The organism is Escherichia sp. 10290 (assembly GCF_030295155.1).
Lineage (GTDB): Bacteria > Pseudomonadota > Gammaproteobacteria > Enterobacterales > Enterobacteriaceae > Escherichia > Escherichia coli_F.
In genome coordinates this window covers 2457883-2480919 of sequence record NZ_AP025741.1, presented here as the reverse complement: position 1 = coordinate 2480919, position 23037 = coordinate 2457883, and the positions used below count along the sequence as shown (strand labels likewise).

Here is a 23037-nt window from a genome sequence, read left to right as displayed (position 1 = left end):
GTTCTTAATGATGGTGCAGCACCTGAAAAGACGGCCATTAAGCCGCTATCTTAAAGACTTTAAACACAGCCAGACCCATTGCGCGCATTGCCGTAAATTACTCGATCGCATTACCCTCGTTCGCGACGGCAAAATAGTGAATAAAATCGAGATTTCCCGCCTGGACACGCTGCTTGATGAAAATGGCTGGCAAGTGGAACAAAAATCATGGGCGGCATTGTGCCGATTCTGCGGTGATTTACATTGCAAAACACAGAGTGATTTTTTCGATATTATCGGCTTTAAGCAATTTCTTTTTGAGCAAACTGAAATGAGCCCAGGTACGGTGCGTGAATATGTCGTTCGTCTGCGCCGTTTGGGTAATCATCTTCACGAGCAAAATATTTCCCTCGATCAGCTGCAGGACGGTTTCCTTGATGAAATCCTCGCCCCGTGGCTGCCCACTACCAGCACCAACAATTACCGCATTGCGTTACGGAAGTATCAACACTATCAGCGTCAAACGTGTACCGGACTTGTGCAGAAATCCACCAGCCTGCCTGCTTCTGATATATATTAAATAAGAATAAGATGTAGCGGAGTTGTTTTTGTGTTTACAAACAATGGCTCTACACTGCAAACAGACATAACAACATTCGGGGTGAATATGAAATTAGCACATCTGGGACGTCAGGCATTGATGGGTGTGATGGCCGTGGCGCTGGTTGCGGGCATGAGCGTTAAAAGTTTTGCAGATGAAGGTCTGCTTAATAAAGTTAAAGAGCGCGGTACGCTGCTCGTAGGGCTGGAAGGAACTTATCCGCCGTTCAGTTTTCAGGGGGATGACGGCAAATTAACCGGTTTTGAAGTGGAATTTGCCCAACAGCTGGCAAAACATCTTGGCGTTGAGGCGTCACTAAAACCGACCAAATGGGACGGTATGCTGGCGTCGCTGGACTCTAAACGCATTGATGTGGTGATTAACCAGGTCACTATTTCTGACGAGCGCAAGAAAAAATACGATTTCTCTACCCCGTACACCATTTCCGGTATTCAGGCGCTGGTGAAAAAAGGTAACGAAGGCACCATTAAAACGGCTGATGATCTGAAAGGCAAAAAAGTGGGTGTCGGTCTGGGCACTAACTATGAAGAGTGGCTGCGCCAAAATGTTCAGGGCGTCGATGTGCGTACCTATGATGATGACCCGACCAAATATCAGGATCTGCGCGTAGGCCGTATTGATGCGATCCTCGTTGACCGTCTGGCTGCGCTGGATCTGGTGAAGAAAACCAACGATACGCTGGCAGTAACCGGTGAAGCATTCTCCCGTCAGGAGTCCGGCGTAGCGCTGCGTAAAGGAAATGAAGACCTGCTGAAAGCGGTGAATGATGCAATTGCGGAAATGCAAAAAGATGGCACTCTGCAAGCCCTTTCTGAAAAATGGTTTGGTGCTGATGTGACCAAATAATCAGCATAATGACAAAAAAGGGCGCTTTCACTAGCGCCTTTTTTATTTACGCGTTTTCAGCGTGCATAATAAGAAAATCACAACAACACACATCGGAGGCTGTTATGCCACTGCATAATTTAACCCGTTTTCCACGGCTGGAATTTATCGGCGCGCCAACGCCGCTCGAATATCTGCCACGCTTTTCTGATTATCTTGGACGGGAAATTTTCATCAAACGGGATGACGTCACCCCCATGGCAATGGGCGGCAATAAATTACGTAAGCTGGAATTTCTTGCGGCAGATGCTCTGCGCGAAGGTGCCGATACGCTGATTACTGCCGGGGCGATCCAGTCTAACCATGTGCGCCAGACTGCCGCAGTCGCTGCGAAACTCGGTCTGCACTGCGTGGCGCTGCTGGAAAATCCTATTGGCACAACCGCAGAAAACTATTTAACCAACGGCAATCGTTTGTTGCTGGATCTGTTCAATACCCAGATTGAAATGTGCGACGCACTGACCGATCCCAATGCCCAACTGGAGGAGCTGGCGACGCGAGTCGAAGCACAAGGCTTTCGCCCGTATGTCATTCCGGTTGGCGGTTCTAATGCTTTGGGTGCGCTGGGTTATGTGGAGAGTGCGCTGGAAATCGCGCAACAGTGTGAAGGGGCGGTTAATATTTCGTCGGTGGTGGTCGCATCGGGCAGTGCCGGAACTCACGCCGGACTGGCTGTTGGGCTGGAACACCTGATGCCTGAAAGCGAACTGATTGGCGTGACCGTGTCGCGTTCCGTTGCCGATCAATTACCGAAAGTGGTTAACCTTCAACAGGCGATTGCGAAAGAACTGGAGCTGACCGCATCAGCGGAAATTTTACTCTGGGATGACTATTTTGCACCTGGCTACGGCGTGCCGAACGACGAAGGCATGGAAGCAGTGAAATTGCTGGCGCGGCTGGAAGGCATTCTGCTTGATCCTGTGTATACCGGAAAAGCGATGGCGGGGCTGATTGACGGTATCAGTCAGAAACGCTTCAAAGATGAAGGGCCGATTCTGTTTATTCATACCGGCGGCGCGCCTGCGCTGTTCGCCTATCATCCCCACGTTTAGCTCCGGAAACGCTCATGCAAGAAAGTATACAACTGGTTATTGATTCCTTGCCGTTCCTGCTGAAAGGGGCTGGGTATACGCTGCAACTCAGTATCGGCGGCATGTTTTTTGGCTTACTGCTAGGGTTTATTCTCGCGCTGATGCGCCTGTCGCCAATCTGGCCCGTGCGCTGGCTGGCGCGTTTTTATATCTCTATTTTTCGTGGTACGCCACTCATCGCACAATTGTTTATGATCTATTACGGCTTGCCGCAGTTTGGCATCGAACTAGATCCCATTCCGTCAGCAATGATTGGTCTGTCGCTAAACACTGCCGCCTATGCTGCCGAAACGCTGCGCGCCGCCATTTCTTCTATTGATAAAGGTCAGTGGGAAGCTGCTGCCAGTATTGGTATGACGCCGTGGCAGACCATGCGTCGCGCGATTTTGCCACAGGCGGCGCGGGTGGCGTTGCCGCCGCTGTCGAACAGCTTTATCAGCCTGGTAAAAGATACATCGCTGGCCGCGACAATCCAGGTGCCGGAGCTGTTCCGTCAGGCGCAGTTGATTACCTCGCGTACGCTGGAGGTGTTCACCATGTATCTGGCGGCTTCGCTCATCTACTGGATCATGGCGACAGTGTTATCGACGTTGCAGAACCATTTTGAGAATCAACTTAATCGCCAGGAGAGAGAACCAAAATGAGTGCCATTGAAGTTAAGAACCTGGTGAAAAAATTCCACGGTCAGACGGTGCTGCACGGTATCGACCTTGAGGTGAAGCCTGGCGAAGTAGTGGCAATTATCGGTCCGAGTGGTTCCGGCAAAACCACGTTGCTACGCAGCATAAATCTGCTGGAACAACCGGAAGTGGGAACCATCACCGTTGGCGATATCACCATTGATACTGCACGTTCATTAAGTCAGCAAAAATCGCTGATTCGCCAGTTGCGTCAGCACGTCGGGTTTGTCTTCCAGAACTTTAATTTGTTTCCGCATCGTACGGTGCTGGAAAACATTATTGAAGGGCCGGTGATCGTCAAAGGCGAACCGAAAGAAGAGGCCACGGCGCGTGCTCGCGAGCTGTTGGCGAAAGTTGGGCTGGCAGGTAAAGAAACCAGCTATCCACGTCGTTTGTCTGGCGGTCAACAGCAGCGTGTCGCGATTGCGCGAGCGCTGGCTATGCGTCCTGAGGTGATTTTGTTTGACGAGCCAACGTCGGCGCTGGATCCAGAGCTGGTGGGCGAAGTCCTGAACACCATCCGTCAGCTGGCGCAGGAAAAGCGCACGATGGTGATTGTGACGCACGAAATGAGCTTTGCCCGGGATGTTGCGGACCGGGCGATCTTTATGGACCAGGGGCGGATAGTCGAGCAGGGGGCCGCAAAAGCGTTATTTGCCGATCCTCAGCAGCCTCGCACTCGCCAGTTTCTCGAGAAGTTTCTGCTGCAATAATAAGAAAAAATCAGCCCAGACGGCGCTCTTGTCGGGGCTGAACGCCATTTCAAGTGTGATAAAAGTGCTTAATGAATCAGCCTAACTCATTAATAACATAAGAGAATGTGATGTCTTGCAAAAGTACTTTATTACCTGAATAATATAATTTATATATAAATCTTATTTATGTGATAGTTTGAATTATCATTATAAATGATACTCACTCTCAGGGGCGTTGCGGTTTACTATGCAGGATACGGATTTTTTCAGCTGGCGTCGCACGATGCTGTTGCGTTTTCAGAGGATGGAGGCCGCAGAAGAGGTCTACCATGAAATCGAGCTTCAGGCTCAGCAGCTGGAGTACGATTACTATTCGTTATGTGTTCGCCACCCGGTACCATTCACGCGACCTAAAGTAGCTTTCTACACCAATTACCCTGAGTCGTGGGTGAGTTATTATCAGGCAAAAAACTTTCTCGCCATTGATCCTGTGCTGAACCCTGAAAACTTTAGTCAGGGCCATTTAATGTGGAATGATGACTTATTCAGCGAAGCACAGCCGTTATGGGAAGCCGCGCGCGCACACGGTTTACGCCGTGGTGTCACCCAGTATTTAATGCTGCCAAACCGGGCGCTGGGCTTTTTGTCCTTTTCCCGTTGCAGCGCGCGCGAAATACCCATTCTTAGTGATGAACTGCAATTAAAAATGCAGTTACTGGTGCGCGAAAGTCTGATGGCTCTGATGCGTTTAAATGATGAAATAGTGATGACGCCAGAGATGAATTTCAGCAAGCGCGAAAAAGAAATTCTGAAATGGACGGCGGAAGGGAAGACATCAGCAGAGATAGCGATGATTTTGTCAATCTCTGAGAATACGGTCAATTTCCATCAGAAAAACATGCAGAAAAAAATCAATGCACCGAATAAGACCCAGGTTGCCTGTTACGCGGCCGCTACTGGCTTAATTTGATCGCTTTTCTTTCTGCGTGCCAGATGCAAAAACCGGCTGAAAGGCACGCTCTCAGCCGGTTTTATATTACTGACGGTAGGCTTGTTTAATTTGCTTAACCGTTTTGGAAAATACAGCAGCCTGGGTTTCGTCTTCGATCAGCGCAAGCTGTTTTTCCATCTTTAACATCACGCGGCCCGCGTCAGCTTGTCCCATCGCCTGCAGCATCAGCGTCAGCATCGCTTTCAGGCAGGAGACTTCATTTGCCAGTTCTTGATTATTCTCGGCAGTAGAAAAATCAGGCGTACTCATTTATTTTCCTCGTCATGTTGCAATGAAAATTTGCGGTGAAAAATGTTAAGGCGGCGGAGTATACCATAAGCTTTGCTAAAAATAGCAGTGGTTGTTTTTTGAGCGTGCCGTCAACGGTGCTATTAAATGCGTTAATATAATGACCAATAAATATTTTTATCATGAATGTTTTTTGCCCGTATTGTTCGGGTTAATTAATGTTACATATTCAGCGGGCTGATTTTCATTTTTGCTGAATAAAGGTAATTTTTGTCACATTTCGTCGCAGGGCTTACTGTGAAACGATCCGGTAAGCCGTTGGTGACGGGCGTGACCATAACTGTGGACAATCGAATTGACAAAAACGAGAGAAAAATCGAATACCCACCATTTTTAACGTTTCAAAGTTGCAATAAAAACCGCTAATATACGAATGACTAACTATCAGTAGCGTTATCCCTATTTCTGGAGATATTCCTTTGATCAACGTTCTACTTGTTGATGACCACGAACTGGTGCGCGCAGGGATACGACGCATTCTGGAAGATATAAAGGGTATAAAAGTCGTTGGTGAGGCATCGTGCGGTGAAGACGCCGTTAAGTGGTGCCGGGCAAATGCCGTTGACGTGGTGCTAATGGACATGAGTATGCCGGGCATTGGCGGTCTTGAGGCGACGCGTAAAATCGCGCGTTCCACAGCTGATGTAAAAATCATCATGCTTACGGTCCATACAGAAAACCCTTTACCAGCGAAAGTCATGCAGGCCGGTGCTGCTGGCTACCTCAGCAAAGGCGCGGCTCCGCAGGAAGTCGTGAGTGCGATTCGTTCTGTTTATTCTGGACAGCGTTACATTGCTTCTGACATCGCTCAACAAATGGCGTTAAGCCAGATCGAACCAGAAAAAACAGAAAGCCCATTTGCCAGTTTGTCTGAACGTGAATTGCAGATTATGCTGATGATCACCAAGGGCCAGAAGGTCAATGAGATCTCAGAACAGCTCAATCTCAGTCCGAAAACGGTGAACAGCTACCGCTATCGTATGTTCAGTAAACTAAACATTCATGGCGATGTTGAGCTGACTCACCTGGCAATTCGCCATGGTCTGTGTAATGCGGAGACATTATCAAGTCAGTGAGTGATCAGTTTGACGCAAAAGCGTTTTTAAAAACCGTAACCAGCCAGCCAGGCGTTTATCGCATGTACGATGCTGGTGGTACGGTTATCTATGTCGGCAAAGCGAAAGACCTGAAAAAACGGCTTTCCAGCTATTTCCGTAGCAACCTCGCTTCGCGCAAAACCGAAGCGCTGGTCGCCCAGATCCAGCAAATTGATGTAACGGTTACTCATACAGAAACCGAAGCGCTGTTGCTGGAACACAACTACATCAAACTCTATCAGCCGCGTTATAACGTTTTGCTACGCGATGATAAATCTTATCCTTTTATCTTCCTGAGTGGCGATACCCACCCGCGTCTGGCGATGCATCGTGGTGCGAAGCATGCCAAAGGTGAATATTTCGGCCCGTTCCCGAATGGCTATGCCGTACGTGAAACACTGGCGTTACTGCAAAAGATATTCCCCATTCGCCAGTGCGAAAATAGTGTTTATCGCAATCGCTCGCGTCCGTGTCTGCAATATCAGATAGGGCGCTGTCTGGGACCGTGCGTTGAAGGACTGGTGAGTGAAGAAGAATACGCTCAGCAGGTCGAGTATGTGCGCCTGTTTTTGTCTGGCAAAGATGATCAGGTGCTTACGCAACTCATTAGCCGTATGGAAACTGCCAGCCAGAATCTGGAGTTTGAAGAAGCGGCACGTATTCGCGACCAAATTCAGGCGGTGCGACGCGTCACCGAAAAACAGTTTGTGTCCAATACCGGCGACGACCTTGACGTTATTGGTGTGGCGTTCGATGCGGGCATGGCTTGTGTCCACGTATTGTTCATTCGTCAGGGTAAAGTGCTCGGCAGCCGCAGCTATTTCCCGAAAGTGCCGGGCGGTACGGAACTGAGCGAGGTGGTGGAAACCTTCGTAGGTCAGTTCTATTTACAAGGCAGCCAGATGCGCACCTTACCGGGTGAGATCCTGCTCGATTTTAATCTTAGCGATAAAACGCTGCTCGCCGATTCCCTTTCAGAACTGGCGGGACGCAAGATTAATGTTCAAACCAAACCTCGCGGCGATCGGGCGCGTTATCTGAAACTCGCGCGCACCAATGCGGCGACGGCCTTAACCAGCAAACTTTCGCAGCAATCTACCGTTCACCAGCGACTGACCGCGCTTGCCAGCGTGTTGAAATTGCCGGAAGTGAAGCGGATGGAGTGCTTTGACATCAGCCATACCATGGGTGAACAAACCGTCGCCTCCTGTGTGGTATTTGATGCTAACGGCCCGCTGCGTGCGGAGTATCGGCGCTATAACATTACTGGCATTACGCCGGGCGATGATTATGCGGCGATGAATCAGGTGCTGCGTCGGCGTTATGGTAAAGCCATCGACGACAGTAAGATCCCGGATGTGATCCTTATCGACGGCGGCAAAGGCCAGCTTGCACAGGCGAAAAATGTCTTCGCCGAACTGGATGTCTCATGGGATAAAAATCATCCGCTGCTACTTGGCGTTGCCAAAGGAGCAGATAGGAAGGCTGGGTTGGAAACGCTGTTCTTTGAGCCGGAAGGTGAGGGATTCAGTTTGCCGCCAGATTCTCCCGCGCTGCATGTTATCCAACATATTCGCGACGAATCACACGATCACGCGATTGGCGGGCACCGCAAAAAACGGGCGAAGGTCAAAAATACCAGTTCCCTGGAAGCCATTGAAGGCGTCGGGCCAAAACGTCGGCAAATGTTGTTGAAATATATGGGCGGTTTGCAAGGTTTACGTAACGCCAGCGTCGAGGAAATTGCAAAAGTGCCGGGTATTTCGCAAGGTCTGGCAGAAAAGATCTTCTGGTCGTTGAAACATTGATGTCTCTGTAGCAACATAGGGGTAATCTTACTGACAACAGATAGTTACCCGTCATTATGCAATTTAATATCCCTACGTTGCTTACACTGTTCCGTGTCATCCTTATCCCATTCTTTGTATTGGTCTTTTATCTGCCTGTCACCTGGTCGCCGTTTGCCGCCGCGCTCATTTTCTGCGTCGCGGCGGTGACTGACTGGTTCGATGGTTTTCTGGCACGCCGCTGGAACCAGAGTACCCGGTTTGGTGCTTTCCTTGACCCTGTAGCAGATAAAGTTCTCGTGGCTATCGCCATGGTGCTGGTAACCGAGCATTATCACAGCTGGTGGGTGACATTACCGGCGGCAACGATGATCGCCCGTGAAATTATTATTTCTGCGCTACGCGAATGGATGGCAGAGTTGGGTAAACGCAGTAGCGTGGCTGTCTCCTGGATTGGGAAAGTGAAAACCACTGCCCAGATGGTAGCGCTGGCCTGGCTGCTGTGGCGTCCGAACATTTGGGTTGAGTACGCCGGTATTGCACTTTTCTTTGTGGCTGCGGTACTGACTCTGTGGTCAATGTTGCAATATTTGAGCGCTGCGCGTGCAGATTTGCTTGATCAGTGATCGTTTCGGCGCAATTTTCAGCAAACGATCAAAAGTGGTGAAAAATATCGTTGACTCATCGCGCCAGGTAAGTAGAATGCAACGCATCGAACGGCGGCACTGATTGCCAGACGATAATAAAATCAAGTGATTAACTGATTGCTTGATGAATGCGGGAATAGCTCAGTTGGTAGAGCACGACCTTGCCAAGGTCGGGGTCGCGAGTTCGAGTCTCGTTTCCCGCTCCAGTTTAAAAGACATCGGCTTCAGCGGATGTCCGGCTGAAAGGCCTGAAGAATTTGGCGCGTTAACAAAGCGGTTATGTAGCGGATTGCAAATCCGTCTAGTCCGGTTCGACTCCGGAACGCGCCTCCACTTTCTTCCCGAGCCCGGATGGTGGAATCGGTAGACACAAGGGATTTAAAATCCCTCGGCGTTCGCGCTGTGCGGGTTCAAGTCCCGCTCCGGGTACCATGGGAAAGATAAGAATAAAATCAAAGCAATAAGCAGTGTCGTGAAACCACCTTCGGGTGGTTTTTTTGTACCTGCAACTTGTCGTTACACCCTCCTTAATTTTTAATCACCGGCAAAGCCACTCAAAAAGTATCTCTGATACGGACCGACATGTAAGATAGGTGTTGGCGAGTTGAGATCCACAAGGAAAAGCGTATGAAAACGGGACCGTTAAACGAAAGTGAGTTGGAATGGCTGGACGATATTCTGACCAAATACAACACTGACCACGCCATTCTTGATGTGGCGGAGCTGGACGGTTTATTGACGGCGGTGTTGAGTTCTCCGCAAGAGATTGAACCGGCACAGTGGCTGGTTGCCGTATGGGGTGGGGCTGACTATGTGCCACGCTGGGCGTCAGAGAAAGAGATGACGCGCTTTATGAACCTGGCTTTTCAGCATATGGCCGATACCGCAGAGCGTCTGAACGAATTCCCGGAGCAGTTTGAGCCGTTATTCGGCTTGCGAGAAGTCGATGGCAGCGAGCTGACGATTGTTGAGGAGTGGTGCTTTGGCTATATGCGGGGCGTGGCACTTTCTGACTGGTCAACGTTGCCCGATTCGTTAAAACCGGCGCTGGAGGCGATTGCGCTGCACGGTACTGAGGAAAACTTCGAGCGGGTAGAGAAGATGTCGCCAGAAGCGTTTGAAGAGAGCGTAGATGCCATTCGACTGGCGGCGCTTGATTTACATGCATACTGGATGGCGCATCCGCAGGAAAAAGCTGTTCAGCAACCGATCAAAGCAGAAGAGAAACCGGGTCGTAACGATCCTTGTCCGTGCGGCAGTGGTAAGAAATTTAAGCAGTGCTGCCTGCATTAAGAGGTCAAATTGGGTGTCAGCGTTAATTCTGGCACCCAATAAGATCTAATCATCCCACTTCTGGTAACAAGCCTGCCGCAATCAAAAATTGCACGCCAATCACAGCAATACCACAGAGAAACACCACCACCAGCGCTGGACGACCACCTTTCACCCGGTAACCCGCCTGAGGATTGTGCTTTCTGCTTTGCCAGGTCAACAGCGAAGGGATAATCAATGCCAGTACCGCCAGCGCCACACCGGCGTAACCCAGCGCCATTACAAATCCTCGTGGATAAAACAGTGCAAACGCTAACGGCGGCAGAAAGGTAATTGCACCAGTTTGCAATCGTCCACCAACGGTATTTGAACGCTGAAACAAATCTGCCAGATAATCAAATAAACCTAACGCAACGCCGAGGAATGACGTGGCGAGGGCTAAATCAGCAAATAAATGCACCGCCAGCTCAACATGCGGAGAGGCCACCATTTCGCGTAACGCCTGTAACAGCCCGTTTAATCCGGCATGATTAGCCAGCAATCCCATAAAGGTTGTTGAATCAATGCTGCCAAGCGTCGCCAGCTGCCAGAAAATATATGCCACCAGGGGGATCGCACTACCGGTTATAAACACCCAGCGTAGCTTACGAATATTGCCATCCATATAACTGACAATGCTCGGCACGCTACCGTGAAAACCAAACGACGTAAAAATCACTGGGATTGCAGACAGTGCCAGCCCCTGTTGCAACGGCAGGGTTAAAAGATTCACCTTATGAATATGCGGAAGTAGCAGTACCAGCATCACCACCAGAAAAATAATTTTGGCGCTGAACAGAAAACGGTTAAATAAATCGACCAGCGAAGTTCCGACACAAACCACGCCACCGGCAACAAAAGTGAACAACAGCACGCCAGCGGTTGCCGACATTGAAATACCTGTCCAGTCGCTGATGCTGGAAGCCAACAATTCACCAGCACCACTGATGTATGCCGCAGTCAGAGCATACATTAAGAACATCATACTGAAGCCCGTCAGCCACTGACCGTAGCGTCCCAGATAGCGTTTTGCCAGCGTGCCCAGACCGGTATCTGCCGGGACATGCTGGTACACCTCCAGTAGTAATAGCGCCGTGTAGCACATCAACGCCCAAAGCCCAATCAACAAGATTAACGTGACGCTAAAACCAACACCTGCCGCAGCCAGCGGCATTGCCAGCATGCCTGCGCCAATTGTGGTTCCCGCCACGATAAAAACACTTCCCAGAGTTCTGTTTTTCACGCTTTCTTCTGTCCTGACGATCTTTATGAGTGATATCTGCGGCGCAGGTTAAGGCATAACGGCGGATTCGTCAAACCGGCGTTACATATGGTGTAAATATAAATGTACAATAAAATGCGTTCAGTCCTGCGCTGGCGCAAAGTCTTGGTAAGCGGCAATCGCTACGCTAGCCTTTTTTGAGGAGGAACGATGGACTCTATTCACGGTCATGAAGTGTTAAATATGATGATTGAATCAGGCGAGCAATATACGCATGCCAGTCTGGAAGCAGCGATTAAAGCGCGTTTTGGTGAACAGGCACATTTTCACACCTGCTCGGCAGAAGGGATGACAGCGGGAGAGCTGGTAGCGTTTCTGGCAGCAAAAGGCAAATTTATACCTTCGGAAGACGGTTTTTCAACCGATCAGAGTAAGATTTGCCGTCACTGATTTGAAACGGCGGCAGTAAACCTGCCGCCGGAGAACATTAGTTTTGTGTGTCGAGGGTGGAGAGTTCTTTGTCGATAAAATACAAACCTTCGCCGCTTTTGCCTGCCAGGCTTAATTTATCAATAATCGATTTGAACAGCTTCTCTTCTTCATGCTGCTCAGAAACATACCATTGCAGGAAATTAAATGTTGGGTAGTCCTGATTGGTCATTGCAGCATGAGCCAGTTCGTTAATTTTCTGCGTGATTAATTGTTCGTGTTTATAGGTTTCCTGGAATAATTCATCAAGTGAAGAATATTCAGCAAACGGAGATTCAACGGTATTAATACGCGGTAAGTTGCCGGTATCAGTCAGATAATCAAACAGACGCTGCATATGCGTCATCTCTTCCTGGGCGTGACGGCGCAGGAACGCGGCAGCACCTTCGAAGGTATGATAGCTGCACCAGGCGCTCATTTGCTGATAAAGCAGTGAAGAGTACAGTTCCAGGTTCATCTGCTCATTAAGTTTTTCAATCATTTCTGGTTTCAGCATGATAGTGCTCCACAAAGGTTATATTTGTTGCTGTGGCGTCACTATAATTTGTTATTTTATTATTTGCAAAAGGTAAAATATAAACTTCATTTATTAAAAATACGAATGGGAATAAAACGCATTACTGATATTTATTTAATCAGCGAAGATCCCCCTCGCTGATTAAAACATTTAGAGAAAGACAGGGAAGGCGGAATGATGGCACTGATATGACAAAGTGAATTCCGTATTCAAACATAAGGAACCCGCAAAGAGGCTACAGTTGCCTACTGGCTGACCAAAGGGGATAGCGTGGGTATAGCCTTCCTGCTGGCATGCGCGATCGGCGATCCCGCGACTGATATAACGATCGGTACGGGCATGCTGCAAAAAAGCCTGATCATAAACCAACCGAACAATACCTGTTGCCGCGTCAACTTCGCCCACATGAGCCTGGCGAGTAACTGTGCACCCCGCCAGCGTTATTAATGAAAGAGTCAGAATCAGAAGTCTCATGGTCCAGCCAGAAGAGTAAAAGAAAGCAGTATTTTACGCGTTACAGCGCTGCGACAATGGCCGGAAAAGACGCCTGGCAGGCGCTATTTCTCGCCATCTGTATGTGTCAGAAATGGGGGGGCTGCTTTTTGATTATCATTTTTATAACATTAAAGGGGTATTTATGTGATTTGCATCACATAAAGATTGATTTTTGTGATGATTGTCATATTATAAGTGCAAAGACAATAACACCTGCATAACAAATAGTCGGAGTGCCGCGATGAAACTGCGCAAGATCCTGAAAAGTATGTTCAATAACTATTGCAAGACGTTCAAAGACGTACCGCCAGGGAATATGTTCCGATAACAAAAAACCTGCTCCGGCAGGTTTTTTTGTGTCCTGATGACGGTGGTTGTGACTATCGCTGAAGAAGTGAAGCCGCTACTATAACGGCTTTCAAAATGCTATCAGGAGTTTACGATGTCCCAGCCGCTGAATGCCGATCAGGAACTGGTTTCTGACGTGGTTGCTTGCCAGTTGGTTATCAAACAAATTCTGGATGTTCTCGATGTGATCGCACCCGTTGAAGTTCGCGAAAAAATGTCCAGCCAGCTGAAGAATATCGACTTTACTCACCATCCCGCCGCCGCAGACCCGGTCACCATGCGGGCAATCCAAAAAGCTATCGCGCTGATTGACCTCAAGTTTACCCCACAAGGCGAATCCCATTAAAAAACCGCTGCTTCAAAAAGATGAGGCAGCGGTTTCTCAAAAACTTCATCGGCGCAATGCATTAGCGCCGATGATGATCAATGCAGCTGATGCGACACGACATTCAGAACATGTTGGTCGGTCTGCACAGGGCACATACCAGCAAGTTTCGCACTGCGCACTTCATCAAGAATGGTTTGCAGCAACAGGCCATCATGCTGCTGCTCTTTTTCCAGATCGCGCAGGAAATTGACGGTTGAATCATCATTCAGTTCTTTAGCTTCATCGGCTAACTGTGCCAGCGTGCTTGAACGTTGCTCGTATTCTTCCATCGTTTTTTGGAAAAGTTCTTCCAGTGAGTTCAGTTTTTCACCGGGAACATCAATGGCTTTAACGATGGGAGTAGCGCCGACACTCTTCATAAAGTTAAACATGCGCATCATTTGGGTCACGTTACTCTGTGCCTGGGCGCGAAGGAAAGTGGCGGTGCCGTTCAGACTCTGTTCAGAACACCAGTTACTCAGGTGAAGGTAGAGATTGGATGCGTAAAACTCGCGGTTCATTTGAGAGTTGAGTTTGAGAAGCATTCCAGCGGTTGCCATACCTAATATCCTTATATCCAGAAGTGGAGAGGTGCAAGATAAATCAAAACACCATAATTACTGTTTGCAGAATAATTCCTTTCTGCCGGTCCGAAATGTGATCGTGGAGTCAATTCTGACGATGATCTGAAATAAGAATAACGTCTGAACGGGTATAAGAAAATGCTTAAATCATCAAGTTTATATATTTTTACATTTCATTGATGAAATCAATGTAACTGCAATGAATTTTAATGATGATGCTTTTTGTATCTTGTTGATATTAATAGGGGGATTTGAATTCATGATGAAGCAATGATTTTTTAAAACGTTTTTTCATTTTTGCGATAAGGCTCTCAGTATACGTGTTCTGTTAATTAATGAGCACGGTGATAATTAATGGCGAAATGAATGACGCTCATTTTCCACATCTTTGAATTGCGGTTATTACACCATTTCAAAAGCTCAACGCCAGGTAATGTGGCCAATTGACTGGTTAAAAAGAAGACGTTCCGTATGAGTACAAAACACAACAAGGATTTCCAGGCTAATCTTATGGATTAATCTGCTGTGTACTCGATGATTTGTCTGACAAATAAGCCTTTCTCTATGTCTTTTCCCGCTAAATTTATGCACGTTCTCACTGTAATTCTGCGATGTGATATTGCTCTCCTATGGAGAATTAATTTCTCGCTAAAACTATGTCAACACAGTTACTTATCTTTTAGTTAAAAGGTAATGCTTTGTTTTCCGATTAAATTAACGAGAGTTATTCGTTTTTGCCCTACACAAAACGACACTAAAGCTGGAGAGAACCATGCACAAATTTACTAAAGCCCTGGCAGCCATTGGTCTGGCAGCCGTTATGTCACAATCCGCTATGGCGGAGAACCTGAAGCTCGGTTTCCTGGTGAAGCAACCGGAAGAGCCGTGGTTCCAGACCGAATGGAAGTTTGCCGATAAAGCCGGGAAGGATTTAGGGTTTGAAGTTATTAAGATTGCCGTGCCGGATGGCGAAAAAACATTGAACGCGATCGACAGCCTGGCTGCCAGTGGCGCGAAAGGTTTCGTTATTTGTACTCCGGACCCGAAACTCGGCTCTGCCATCGTGGCGAAAGCGCGTGGCTACGATATGAAAGTCATTGCCGTGGATGACCAGTTTGTTAACGCCAAAGGCAAGCCAATGGATACCGTTCCGCTGGTGATGATGGCAGCGACCAAAATTGGCGAACGTCAGGGCCAGGAACTGTATAAAGAGATGCAGAAACGTGGCTGGGATGTCAAAGAAAGCGCGGTGATGGCGATTACCGCCAACGAACTGGATACGGCTCGTCGCCGTACTACGGGTTCTATGGATGCGCTGAAAGCTGCAGGATTCCCGGAAAAACAAATTTATCAGGTACCTACCAAATCTAACGACATCCCGGGGGCATTTGACGCTGCCAACTCAATGCTGGTTCAACATCCGGAAGTTAAACATTGGCTGATCGTCGGTATGAACGACAGCACCGTGCTGGGCGGCGTACGCGCGACGGAAGGTCAGGGCTTTAAAGCGGCCGATATTATCGGTATCGGTATTAACGGTGTGGATGCGGTGAGCGAACTGTCTAAGGCACAGGCAACCGGCTTCTACGGATCACTGCTGCCAAGCCCGGATGTACATGGTTATAAGTCCAGCGAAATGCTTTACAACTGGGTCGCAAAAGGTGTCGAACCGACCAAATTCACCGAAGTTACCGACGTGGTGCTGATCACGCGTGACAACTTTAAAGAAGAACTGGAGAAAAAAGGTTTAGGCGGTAAGTAATCTGCCGAAAAAATTCCCCTCTGCATGATGCAGAGGGGGTGTGAACGACCAGTGATTCACGGAGACGTTATGCAACAGTCTACCCCGTATCTCTCATTTCGCGGCATCGGTAAAACGTTTCCCGGCGTTAAGGCGCTGACGGATATTAGTTTTGACTGCTATGCCGGTCAGGTTCATGCGTTGATGGGTGAAAATGGCGCAGGAAAATCAACTCTCTTAAAAATCCTCAGCGGCAACTATGCGCCAACCACGGGTTCTGTAGTGATTAATGGGCAGGAAATGTCCTTTTCCGACACAACCGCAGCACTTAACGCGGGTGTGGCGATTATTTATCAGGAACTGCATCTCGTGCCGGAAATGACCGTCGCGGAAAACATCTATCTCGGCCAGCTTCCTCATAAAGGCGGCATTGTGAATCGCTCATTGCTGAATTATGAGGCGGGTTTACAACTTAAGCATCTTGGTATGGATATTGACCCGGACACGCCGCTGAAATATCTCTCCATTGGTCAGTGGCAGATGGTTGAAATTGCCAAAGCGCTGGCGCGTAACGCCAAAATTATCGCCTTTGATGAGCCAACCAGCTCCCTCTCTGCCCGTGAAATCGACAATCTTTTCCGCGTTATTCGTGAACTGCGAAAAGAGGGGCGGGTGATCTTATACGTTTCTCACCGTATGGAAGAAATATTTGCCCTCAGCGATGCCATCACCGTCTTTAAAGATGGGCGTTATGTCAAAACCTTTACTGATATGCAGCAGGTTGACCACGACGCCCTGGTGCAGGCGATGGTCGGGCGCGACATCGGAGATATCTACGGTTGGCAACCGCGTAGTTATGGCGAGGAGCGGCTGCGTCTTGATGCTGTGAAAGCACCAGGCGTGCGTACGCCAATAAGTCTGGCGGTTCGCAGTGGAGAAATTGTCGGTCTGTTTGGTCTGGTCGGGGCAGGGCGTAGCGAATTAATGAAAGGCATGTTTGGCGGTACGCAAATCACCGCCGGTCAGGTTTATATCGACCAACGGCCGATTGATATTCGTAAACCGAGCCACGCTATTGCCGCAGGCATGATGCTCTGCCCGGAAGATCGCAAAGCGGAAGGCATTATTCCTGTGCACTCCGTTCGCGACAATATCAACATCAGTGCCAGACGCAAACATGTGCTCGGCGGTTGTGTAATCAACAACGGTTGGGAAGAAAACAATGCCGATCACCACATTCGTTCGCTCAACATCAAAACGCCGGGCGCAGAGCAACTGATCATGAATCTTTCAGGCGGAAATCAGCAAAAAGCCATTCTGGGCCGCTGGTTATCGGAAGAGATGAAGGTCATTTTGCTGGATGAACCTACGCGCGGCATTGATGTTGGTGCTAAGCATGAAATTTACAACGTGATTTATGCGCTGGCAGCGCAGGGCGTGGCGGTGCTGTTTGCCTCCAGCGACTTACCTGAAGTCCTCGGCGTTGCCGACCGGATTGTGGTGATGCGCGAAGGCGAAATCGCCGGTGAATTGTTACACGAGCAGGCAGATGAGCGTCAGGCATTAAGCCTTGCAATGCCTAAAGTCAGCCAGGCAGTTGCCTGAGTAAGGAGAGTATGATGTCTTCTGTTTCTACATCGGGTTCTGGCGCACCTAAGTCGTCTTTCAGCTTTGGGCGTATCTGGGATCAGTACGGCATGCTGGTGGTGTTTGCGGTGCTTTTTATCGCCTGTGCCATTTTTGTCCCAAATTTTGCCACCTTCATTAATATGAAAGGGTTGGGCCTGGCAATTTCTATGTCGGGGATGGTGGCGTGTGGCATGTTGTTCTGCCTTGCTTCCGGTGACTTTGACCTTTCTGTCGCCTCCGTAATTGCCTGTGCGGGTGTCACCACGGCGGTGGTTATCAACCTGACTGAAAGCCTGTGGATTGGCGTGGCAGCGGGTTTGTTGCTGGGCGTTCTCTGTGGTCTGGTCAATGGCTTTGTTATCGCCAAACTGAAAATAAATGCCCTGATCACGACACTGGCAACGATGCAGATTGTTCGAGGTCTGGCGTACATCATTTCAGACGGTAAAGCGGTCGGTATCGAAGATGAAAGCTTCTTTGCCCTTGGTTACGCCAACTGGTTCGGTCTGCCTGCGCCAATCTGGCTTACCGTCGCGTGTCTGATTGTCTTTGGTTTGCTGTTGAATAAAACCACCTTTGGGCGTAACACCCTGGCGATTGGCGGGAACGAAGAGGCTGCGCGTCTGGCGGGTGTACCGGTTGTTCGCACCAAAATTATTATCTTTGTTCTCTCTGGACTGGTATCAGCGATAGCCGGAATTATTCTGGCTTCACGTATGACCAGTGGGCAGCCAATGACGTCGATTGGCTATGAGCTGATTGTTATCTCCGCCTGCGTTTTAGGTGGCGTTTCTCTGAAAGGTGGCATCGGAAAAATCTCATATGTGGTGGCGGGTATCTTAATTTTAGGCACCGTGGAAAACGCCATGAACCTGCTTAATATTTCTCCTTTCGCCCAGTACGTGGTTCGCGGCTTAATCCTGCTGGCAGCGGTGATCTTCGACCGTTACAAGCAAAAAGCGAAACGTACTGTCTGATGCTTTTTTCCACAATAATTTAGCACTTTTTCCCACCACAGCCAGCCGCCACAACGGTTGGCTGTTCTTCGTTACAAATGGCGACCCCCGTCACACTGTCTATACTTACATGTCTGTAAAGCGCGTTCTGCGCAACACAATAAGAAAAGAGAAGGAGGAGAACCGGGTGACAGAACCGTTAACCGAAACCCCTGAACTATCCGCGAAATATGCCTGGTTTTTTGATCTCGATGGAACGCTGGCGGAAATCAAACCGCATCCCGATCAGGTCGTCGTGCCTGACAATATTCTGCAAGGACTTCAGCTACTGGCAACCGCAAGTGATGGTGCATTGGCATTGATATCAGGGCGCTCAATGGTGGAGCTTGATGCACTGGCAAAACCTTATCGCTTCCCGTTAGCGGGCGTGCATGGGGCGGAGCGCCGTGACATCAATGGTAAAACGCATATCGTTCATCTGCCGGATGCGATTGCGCGTGATATTAGCGTGCAACTGCATACGGCTATCGCCCAGTTTCCCGGTGCTGAGCTGGAGACGAAAGGGATGGCCTTTGCGCTGCATTATCGTCAGGCTCCGCAGCATGAAGACGCATTAATGACATTAGCGCAACGTATTACTCAGATCTGGCCACAAATGGCGTTACAGCAGGGAAAGTGTGTTGTCGAGATCAAGCCGCGAGGCACCAGTAAAGGTGAGGCGATTGCTGCCTTTATGCAGGAAGCTCCCTTTATCGGGCGAACGCCGGTATTTCTGGGCGATGATTTAACCGATGAATCTGGCTTCGCTGTCGTTAACCGGCTGGGCGGAATGTCAGTAAAAATTGGCACAGGCGCAACTCAGGCATCATGGCGACTGGCGGGCGTGCCGGATGTCTGGAGCTGGCTTGAAATGATAACCACCGCATTACAACAAAAAAGAGAAAATAACAGGAGTGATGACTATGAGTCGTTTAGTCGTAGTATCTAACCGGATTGCACCACCAGATGAGCACGCCGCCAGTGCCGGTGGCCTTGCCGTTGGCATACTGGGGGCACTGAAAGCCGCAGGTGGACTGTGGTTTGGCTGGAGTGGCGAAACAGGAAATGAGGATCAGCCACTAAAAAAGGTGAAAAAGGGTAACATTACGTGGGCCTCTTTTAACCTCAGCGAACAGGATCTTGACGAATACTACAACCAATTCTCCAATGCCGTTCTCTGGCCTGCTTTTCATTATCGGCTCGATCTGGTGCAATTTCAGCGTCCTGCCTGGGATGGCTACCTACGCGTAAATGCAATGCTGGCAGATAAATTATTGCCGCTCCTGCAAGACGATGACATTATCTGGATCCACGATTATCACCTGTTGCCCTTTGCGCATGAATTACGCAAAAGAGGGGTGAATAATCGCATTGGTTTCTTTTTGCATATTCCATTCCCGACGCCGGAAATCTTCAACGCGCTGCCGACATATGACACCTTGCTTGAACAGCTTTGTGATTATGATTTGCTGGGTTTCCAGACAGAAAACGATCGTCTGGCGTTCCTGGATTGCCTTTCTAACCTGACCCGTGTCACGACGCGTAGCGCAAAAAGCCATACGGCCTGCGGCAAAGCGTTTCGAACAGAAGTTTACCCGATCGGCATTGAACCGAAAGAAATAGCGAAACAGGCTGCCGGACCACTGCCGCCAAAACTGGCGCAACTCAAAGCGGAACTGAAAAACGTACAGAACATCTTTTCTGTTGAACGACTGGATTATTCCAAAGGTCTGCCGGAGCGTTTTCTCGCCTATGAAGCGTTACTGGAAAAATATCCGCAACATCACGGTAAAATTCGTTATACCCAGATCGCGCCAACGTCGCGTGGTGATGTGCAAGCCTATCAGGATATTCGTCATCAGCTCGAAAATGAAGCCGGACGAATTAATGGTAAATATGGGCAATTAGGCTGGACGCCGCTTTATTATTTGAATCAGCATTTTGACCGTAAATTACTGATGAAAATATTCCGCTACTCTGACGTGGGCTTAGTGACGCCACTGCGTGACGGGATGAACCTGGTGGCAAAAGAGTATGTTGCCGCTCAGGATCCGGCCAACCCGGGCGTACTTGTTCTTTCGCAATTTGCGGGAGCGGCAAACGAGTTAACGTCGGCGTTAATTGTTAATCCCTACGATCGTGACGAAGTTGCAGCTGCGCTGGATCGTGCATTGACTATGTCGCTGGCGGAACGTATTTCCCGTCATGCAGAAATGCTGGACGTTATCGTGAAAAACGATATTAACCACTGGCAGGAGTGCTTCATTAGCGACCTAAAGCAGATAGTTCCGCGAAGCGCGGAAAGCCAGCAGCGCGATAAAGTTGCTACCTTTCCTAAGCTTGCGTAAGTGCGGTTAATCTCCCGTAAGTGGAACTAACAGCACATCGACCTCACTTGAGGCAATCACTCTTTTCGCCGAGCAGGATGCTCGCGAAAAGAAACTGTGATTGTGATTACCGCAAATCACCAAATCGAAATGATGTTTGCGACAAACCTCCAGAATATGTTCGCTTAACTCACCGTAGGCAATAAACGTCTCGTCAACGGGATACCCCGCATCCTGAATTAACTTATCAAGAAAGCTTTGCGTTTCTTCCTGCATCACGCTGCGTAAATCTTCAAGCATCGGCGCGGCTAATTGATTGTACATTTCCGGGTCGGAAGCGAGAGTAATTAAACTGATGTGTCCCTTTACTGGCCTGGTGATAGATACCGCTTTTGCTAGCAGTTGCTGACTTTCCGGTGTAACCGCAACGGCGACAAGAATATTGCTATAGCTCATAACCTGTTCCTTATTCTGTGAACTTCAGGTGACATTAAAGCTTTACTCCTAATGGAGAATCGACGCAATCCCAACTCAGTCAAACAGGTAAATATTAGTGTGATTATTAGTAAATACAATTAATCAATGACGCCCAGCAATCATATAATTTCAATTGTTATTATAAGGAAAAAATGTACTAATTCCCCTTATTAAACAAATGGGTAATATATATAAAACATTTTGTTAACATTAAGTGGGTTGTTGCCTGTCTTTGCCTTAAATCAGTTTATTGTGTTGTAAGTGCCTGTTTGTAAATAGATTAACTGATTTTGCATTTGACCAATTATTTATAGCAGATGATTATTTACGGTGAGTTATTTTAACTGTGCGAAACATCTCATTTCGATTATTACGGTTTCACTTTTGCTTACCATCGGTGTGAAAAACTTTTTAACAGATTGAAATACACCCAAAACAAAAGTATGACTTATACATTTATGTTAAGTAATTGAGTATTTTATGTGATCTGCATCACACATTATTGAAAATCGCAGTACCCCTCCGTTGTATGTGCGTGTAGTGACGAGTACAGTTGCGTCGATTTAGGAAAAATCTTAGATAAGTGTAAAGTACCCCCTCTATTTGTAAGGACCTATTAAACCCAATAAGGTGGGGCTGTTTTATTGCAGCTTATCGCAACTATTCTAATGCTAATTACTTTTTACCGGGGCTTCCCGGCGACATCACGGGGTGCGGTGATACCGCATAAAAATAAAGTTGGTTATTCTGGGTGGGAATAATGCATACCTCCGAGTTGCTGAAACACATTTATGACATCAACTTGTCATATTTACTACTTGCACAGCGTCTGATTGTTCAGGACAAAGCGTCCGCAATGTTTCGTCTCGGCATAAATGAAGAAATGGCGACAACGTTAGCGGCACTGACTCTTCCGCAAATGGTTAAGCTGGCAGAAACCAATCAACTGGTTTGTCACTTTCGTTTTGACAGCCACCAGACGATTACTCAGTTGACGCAAGATTCCCGCGTTGACGATCTCCAGCAAATTCATACCGGCATCATGCTCTCAACACGCTTGCTGAATGATGTTAATCAGCCTGAAGAAGCGCTGCGCAAGAAAAGGGCGTGATCATGAGTGAAAAAAGCATTGTTCAGGAAGCGCGGGATATTCAGCTGGCAATGGAATTGATCACACTGGGCGCTCGTTTGCAGATGCTGGAAAGCGAAACACAGTTAAGTCGCGGACGCCTGATAAAACTCTATAAAGAACTGCGCGGAAGCCCACCGCCGAAAGGCATGCTGCCATTCTCAACCGACTGGTTTATGACCTGGGAACAAAACGTTCATGCTTCGATGTTCTGTAACGCATGGCAGTTTTTACTGAAAACCGGCTTGTGTAATGGCGTCGATGCGGTAATCAAAGCCTACCGTTTATACCTTGAACAGTGCCCGCAAGCAGAAGAAGGACCGCTACTGGCATTAACCCGTGCCTGGACATTGGTACGGTTTGTTGAAAGTGGATTACTGCAACTTTCCAGCTGCAACTGCTGCAGCGGCAATTTTATTACCCACGCTCACCAGCCTGTTGGCAGCTTTGCCTGCAGCTTATGTCAGCCGCCATCCCGGGCAGTAAAAAGACGTAAACTTTCCCAGAATCCTGCCGATATTATCCCACAACTGCTGGATGAACAGAGAGTACAGGCTGTTTAACTGATACGGTGTGGCGAAACATTCCAGCAGCGGTAACGACGTACCGCTGCTTTTTTTGCC

Annotated in this window: 28 protein-coding genes and 3 tRNA genes; 23 read left to right on the top strand and 8 right to left on the bottom strand. The window is 48.4% G+C overall.

Features of this window, described 5'->3' with window-relative positions; translation table 11 throughout:
• The first annotated feature begins 7 nt into the window (after positions 1-7).
• From fliZ to sdiA, 6 genes are all read left to right on the top strand, one after another.
• Entirely contained in the window at positions 8-559 is a 552-nt protein-coding gene (fliZ, locus tag QUE74_RS12590; protein WP_001354737.1) for a flagella biosynthesis regulatory protein FliZ, read from the top strand.
• A gap of 87 nt (positions 560-646) precedes the next feature.
• The gene (gene tcyJ, locus QUE74_RS12585; RefSeq protein ID WP_001296168.1) at positions 647-1447 is read left to right on the top strand and encodes a cystine ABC transporter substrate-binding protein; all 801 of its coding nucleotides are present in this window, start codon (positions 647-649) and stop codon (positions 1445-1447) included.
• Between the two features lie 104 nt (positions 1448-1551).
• Positions 1552-2538 carry a D-cysteine desulfhydrase gene (dcyD, locus tag QUE74_RS12580; RefSeq protein ID WP_001128215.1) on the top strand — a complete coding sequence of 329 codons (987 nt, stop codon included), beginning with the start codon at positions 1552-1554 and terminating at the stop codon, positions 2536-2538.
• Positions 2539-2552: 14 nt separating this feature from the next.
• Complete coding sequence (gene tcyL / locus QUE74_RS12575; protein WP_001158220.1) at positions 2553-3221, top strand: cystine ABC transporter permease; 669 nt, start codon at positions 2553-2555, stop codon at positions 3219-3221.
• Positions 3218-3970: an L-cystine ABC transporter ATP-binding protein TcyN gene (tcyN, locus tag QUE74_RS12570; RefSeq protein WP_001273014.1), complete on the top strand. Its 753-nt coding sequence runs from the start codon at positions 3218-3220 to the stop codon at positions 3968-3970. The genes tcyL and tcyN overlap by 4 nt, the downstream gene beginning before the upstream one ends.
• A gap of 229 nt (positions 3971-4199) precedes the next feature.
• Positions 4200-4922 (top strand): quorum-sensing transcriptional regulator SdiA, encoded by a 723-nt coding sequence (gene sdiA / locus QUE74_RS12565; protein WP_001154279.1) that lies wholly within the window; start codon positions 4200-4202, stop codon positions 4920-4922.
• A 66-nt stretch (positions 4923-4988) separates the two neighbouring features.
• Here sdiA and yecF read toward each other — a convergent pair whose 3' ends face one another.
• From yecF to QUE74_RS29465, 3 genes are read right to left on the bottom strand one after another with little or no spacing between them, the layout of a single operon-like run.
• Positions 4989-5213, bottom strand: a complete 225-nt coding sequence (gene yecF / locus QUE74_RS12560; protein ID WP_000106474.1) for a DUF2594 family protein YecF — start codon at positions 5211-5213, stop codon at positions 4989-4991.
• Positions 5200-5376 (bottom strand): protein YecU, encoded by a 177-nt coding sequence (gene yecU / locus QUE74_RS12555; protein WP_001302050.1) that lies wholly within the window; start codon positions 5374-5376, stop codon positions 5200-5202. The genes yecF and yecU overlap by 14 nt, the downstream gene beginning before the upstream one ends.
• Positions 5377-5413: 37 nt before the next feature.
• Positions 5414-5530 (bottom strand): hypothetical protein, encoded by a 117-nt coding sequence (locus QUE74_RS29465; RefSeq protein ID WP_001302039.1) that lies wholly within the window; start codon positions 5528-5530, stop codon positions 5414-5416.
• A gap of 141 nt (positions 5531-5671) precedes the next feature.
• On the opposite strand from QUE74_RS29465, the gene uvrY reads away from it, so the two are divergent.
• The 7 genes from uvrY (at position 5672) to yecA (ending at position 10076) form a co-directional block, all read left to right on the top strand.
• On the top strand, positions 5672-6328 hold the full coding sequence (gene uvrY / locus QUE74_RS12550; protein WP_000611328.1) for a UvrY/SirA/GacA family response regulator transcription factor: 657 nt from the start codon (positions 5672-5674) through the stop codon (positions 6326-6328).
• A complete protein-coding gene (gene uvrC, locus QUE74_RS12545; protein ID WP_001283417.1) occupies positions 6325-8157 on the top strand; it encodes an excinuclease ABC subunit UvrC in 1833 nt (610 codons plus the stop codon). The genes uvrY and uvrC overlap by 4 nt, the downstream gene beginning before the upstream one ends.
• Positions 8158-8213: 56 nt before the next feature.
• Complete coding sequence (pgsA, locus tag QUE74_RS12540) at positions 8214-8762, top strand: CDP-diacylglycerol--glycerol-3-phosphate 3-phosphatidyltransferase (protein ID WP_001160187.1); 549 nt, start codon at positions 8214-8216, stop codon at positions 8760-8762.
• Between the two features lie 151 nt (positions 8763-8913).
• Positions 8914-8989 (top strand) — tRNA-Gly (locus tag QUE74_RS12535).
• 53 nt (positions 8990-9042) lie between these two features.
• Positions 9043-9116: transfer RNA gene (locus QUE74_RS12530), tRNA-Cys, on the top strand.
• A gap of 12 nt (positions 9117-9128) precedes the next feature.
• Positions 9129-9215, top strand: a tRNA-Leu gene (locus QUE74_RS12525).
• 195 nt (positions 9216-9410) lie between these two features.
• Positions 9411-10076, top strand: coding sequence for a UPF0149 family protein YecA (yecA, locus tag QUE74_RS12520; protein WP_000847882.1), 666 nt, complete (start codon positions 9411-9413; stop codon positions 10074-10076).
• A gap of 49 nt (positions 10077-10125) precedes the next feature.
• Here the strand turns inward: yecA and tyrP are convergent, their stop codons facing one another.
• On the bottom strand, positions 10126-11337 hold the full coding sequence (gene tyrP, locus QUE74_RS12515; RefSeq protein ID WP_000797564.1) for a tyrosine transporter TyrP: 1212 nt from the start codon (positions 11335-11337) through the stop codon (positions 10126-10128).
• 189 nt (positions 11338-11526) lie between these two features.
• Here tyrP and QUE74_RS12510 point away from each other — a divergent pair, with 189 nt between their 5' ends.
• A complete protein-coding gene (locus tag QUE74_RS12510) occupies positions 11527-11766 on the top strand; it encodes a YecH family metal-binding protein (protein ID WP_000377216.1) in 240 nt (79 codons plus the stop codon).
• Between the two features lie 37 nt (positions 11767-11803).
• On the opposite strand, the gene ftnA is transcribed toward QUE74_RS12510, so the two are convergent.
• Positions 11804-12301, bottom strand: coding sequence for a non-heme ferritin (gene ftnA / locus QUE74_RS12505; protein ID WP_000917208.1), 498 nt, complete (start codon positions 12299-12301; stop codon positions 11804-11806).
• A 171-nt stretch (positions 12302-12472) separates the two neighbouring features.
• The gene (locus QUE74_RS12500; RefSeq protein WP_001237857.1) at positions 12473-12796 is read right to left on the bottom strand and encodes a YecR-like family lipoprotein; all 324 of its coding nucleotides are present in this window, start codon (positions 12794-12796) and stop codon (positions 12473-12475) included.
• A 262-nt stretch (positions 12797-13058) separates the two neighbouring features.
• On the opposite strand from QUE74_RS12500, the gene azuC reads away from it, so the two are divergent.
• Both azuC and yecJ read left to right on the top strand, forming a co-directional pair.
• The gene (gene azuC / locus QUE74_RS12495) at positions 13059-13145 is read left to right on the top strand and encodes a stress response protein AzuC (protein ID WP_010723106.1); all 87 of its coding nucleotides are present in this window, start codon (positions 13059-13061) and stop codon (positions 13143-13145) included.
• Between the two features lie 114 nt (positions 13146-13259).
• Positions 13260-13511, top strand: coding sequence for a DUF2766 family protein YecJ (yecJ, locus tag QUE74_RS12490; RefSeq protein WP_000082119.1), 252 nt, complete (start codon positions 13260-13262; stop codon positions 13509-13511).
• Positions 13512-13588: 77 nt separating this feature from the next.
• On the opposite strand, the gene QUE74_RS12485 is transcribed toward yecJ, so the two are convergent.
• On the bottom strand, positions 13589-14092 hold the full coding sequence (locus tag QUE74_RS12485) for a non-heme ferritin-like protein (RefSeq protein ID WP_000179469.1): 504 nt from the start codon (positions 14090-14092) through the stop codon (positions 13589-13591).
• A 796-nt stretch (positions 14093-14888) separates the two neighbouring features.
• Between QUE74_RS12485 and araF the strand changes: the two genes are divergently transcribed.
• The 5 genes from araF (at position 14889) to otsA (ending at position 20829) form a co-directional block, all read left to right on the top strand.
• Positions 14889-15878, top strand: a complete 990-nt coding sequence (araF, locus tag QUE74_RS12480; RefSeq protein ID WP_000548677.1) for an arabinose ABC transporter substrate-binding protein AraF — start codon at positions 14889-14891, stop codon at positions 15876-15878.
• 69 nt (positions 15879-15947) lie between these two features.
• Positions 15948-17462 carry an arabinose ABC transporter ATP-binding protein AraG gene (araG, locus tag QUE74_RS12475; protein WP_001187824.1) on the top strand — a complete coding sequence of 505 codons (1515 nt, stop codon included), beginning with the start codon at positions 15948-15950 and terminating at the stop codon, positions 17460-17462.
• Positions 17463-17476: 14 nt separating this feature from the next.
• Positions 17477-18463, top strand: a complete 987-nt coding sequence (gene araH / locus QUE74_RS12470; protein WP_001306740.1) for an arabinose ABC transporter permease AraH — start codon at positions 17477-17479, stop codon at positions 18461-18463.
• Between the two features lie 166 nt (positions 18464-18629).
• A complete protein-coding gene (otsB, locus tag QUE74_RS12465; protein ID WP_001309561.1) occupies positions 18630-19430 on the top strand; it encodes a trehalose-phosphatase in 801 nt (266 codons plus the stop codon).
• A complete protein-coding gene (gene otsA, locus QUE74_RS12460; RefSeq protein ID WP_001354736.1) occupies positions 19405-20829 on the top strand; it encodes an alpha,alpha-trehalose-phosphate synthase in 1425 nt (474 codons plus the stop codon). Before otsB ends, otsA begins: the two co-directional genes overlap by 26 nt.
• Positions 20830-20835: 6 nt before the next feature.
• On the opposite strand, the gene uspC is transcribed toward otsA, so the two are convergent.
• Positions 20836-21264, bottom strand: a complete 429-nt coding sequence (gene uspC / locus QUE74_RS12455) for a universal stress protein UspC (protein WP_000122440.1) — start codon at positions 21262-21264, stop codon at positions 20836-20838.
• A 781-nt stretch (positions 21265-22045) separates the two neighbouring features.
• Here uspC and flhD point away from each other — a divergent pair.
• Both flhD and flhC read left to right on the top strand, forming a co-directional pair.
• On the top strand, positions 22046-22396 hold the full coding sequence (gene flhD / locus QUE74_RS12450; protein WP_001295647.1) for a flagellar transcriptional regulator FlhD: 351 nt from the start codon (positions 22046-22048) through the stop codon (positions 22394-22396).
• A 2-nt stretch (positions 22397-22398) separates the two neighbouring features.
• Positions 22399-22977 carry a flagellar transcriptional regulator FlhC gene (gene flhC, locus QUE74_RS12445; RefSeq protein WP_001291606.1) on the top strand — a complete coding sequence of 193 codons (579 nt, stop codon included), beginning with the start codon at positions 22399-22401 and terminating at the stop codon, positions 22975-22977.
• Positions 22978-23037: the final 60 nt, after the last annotated feature.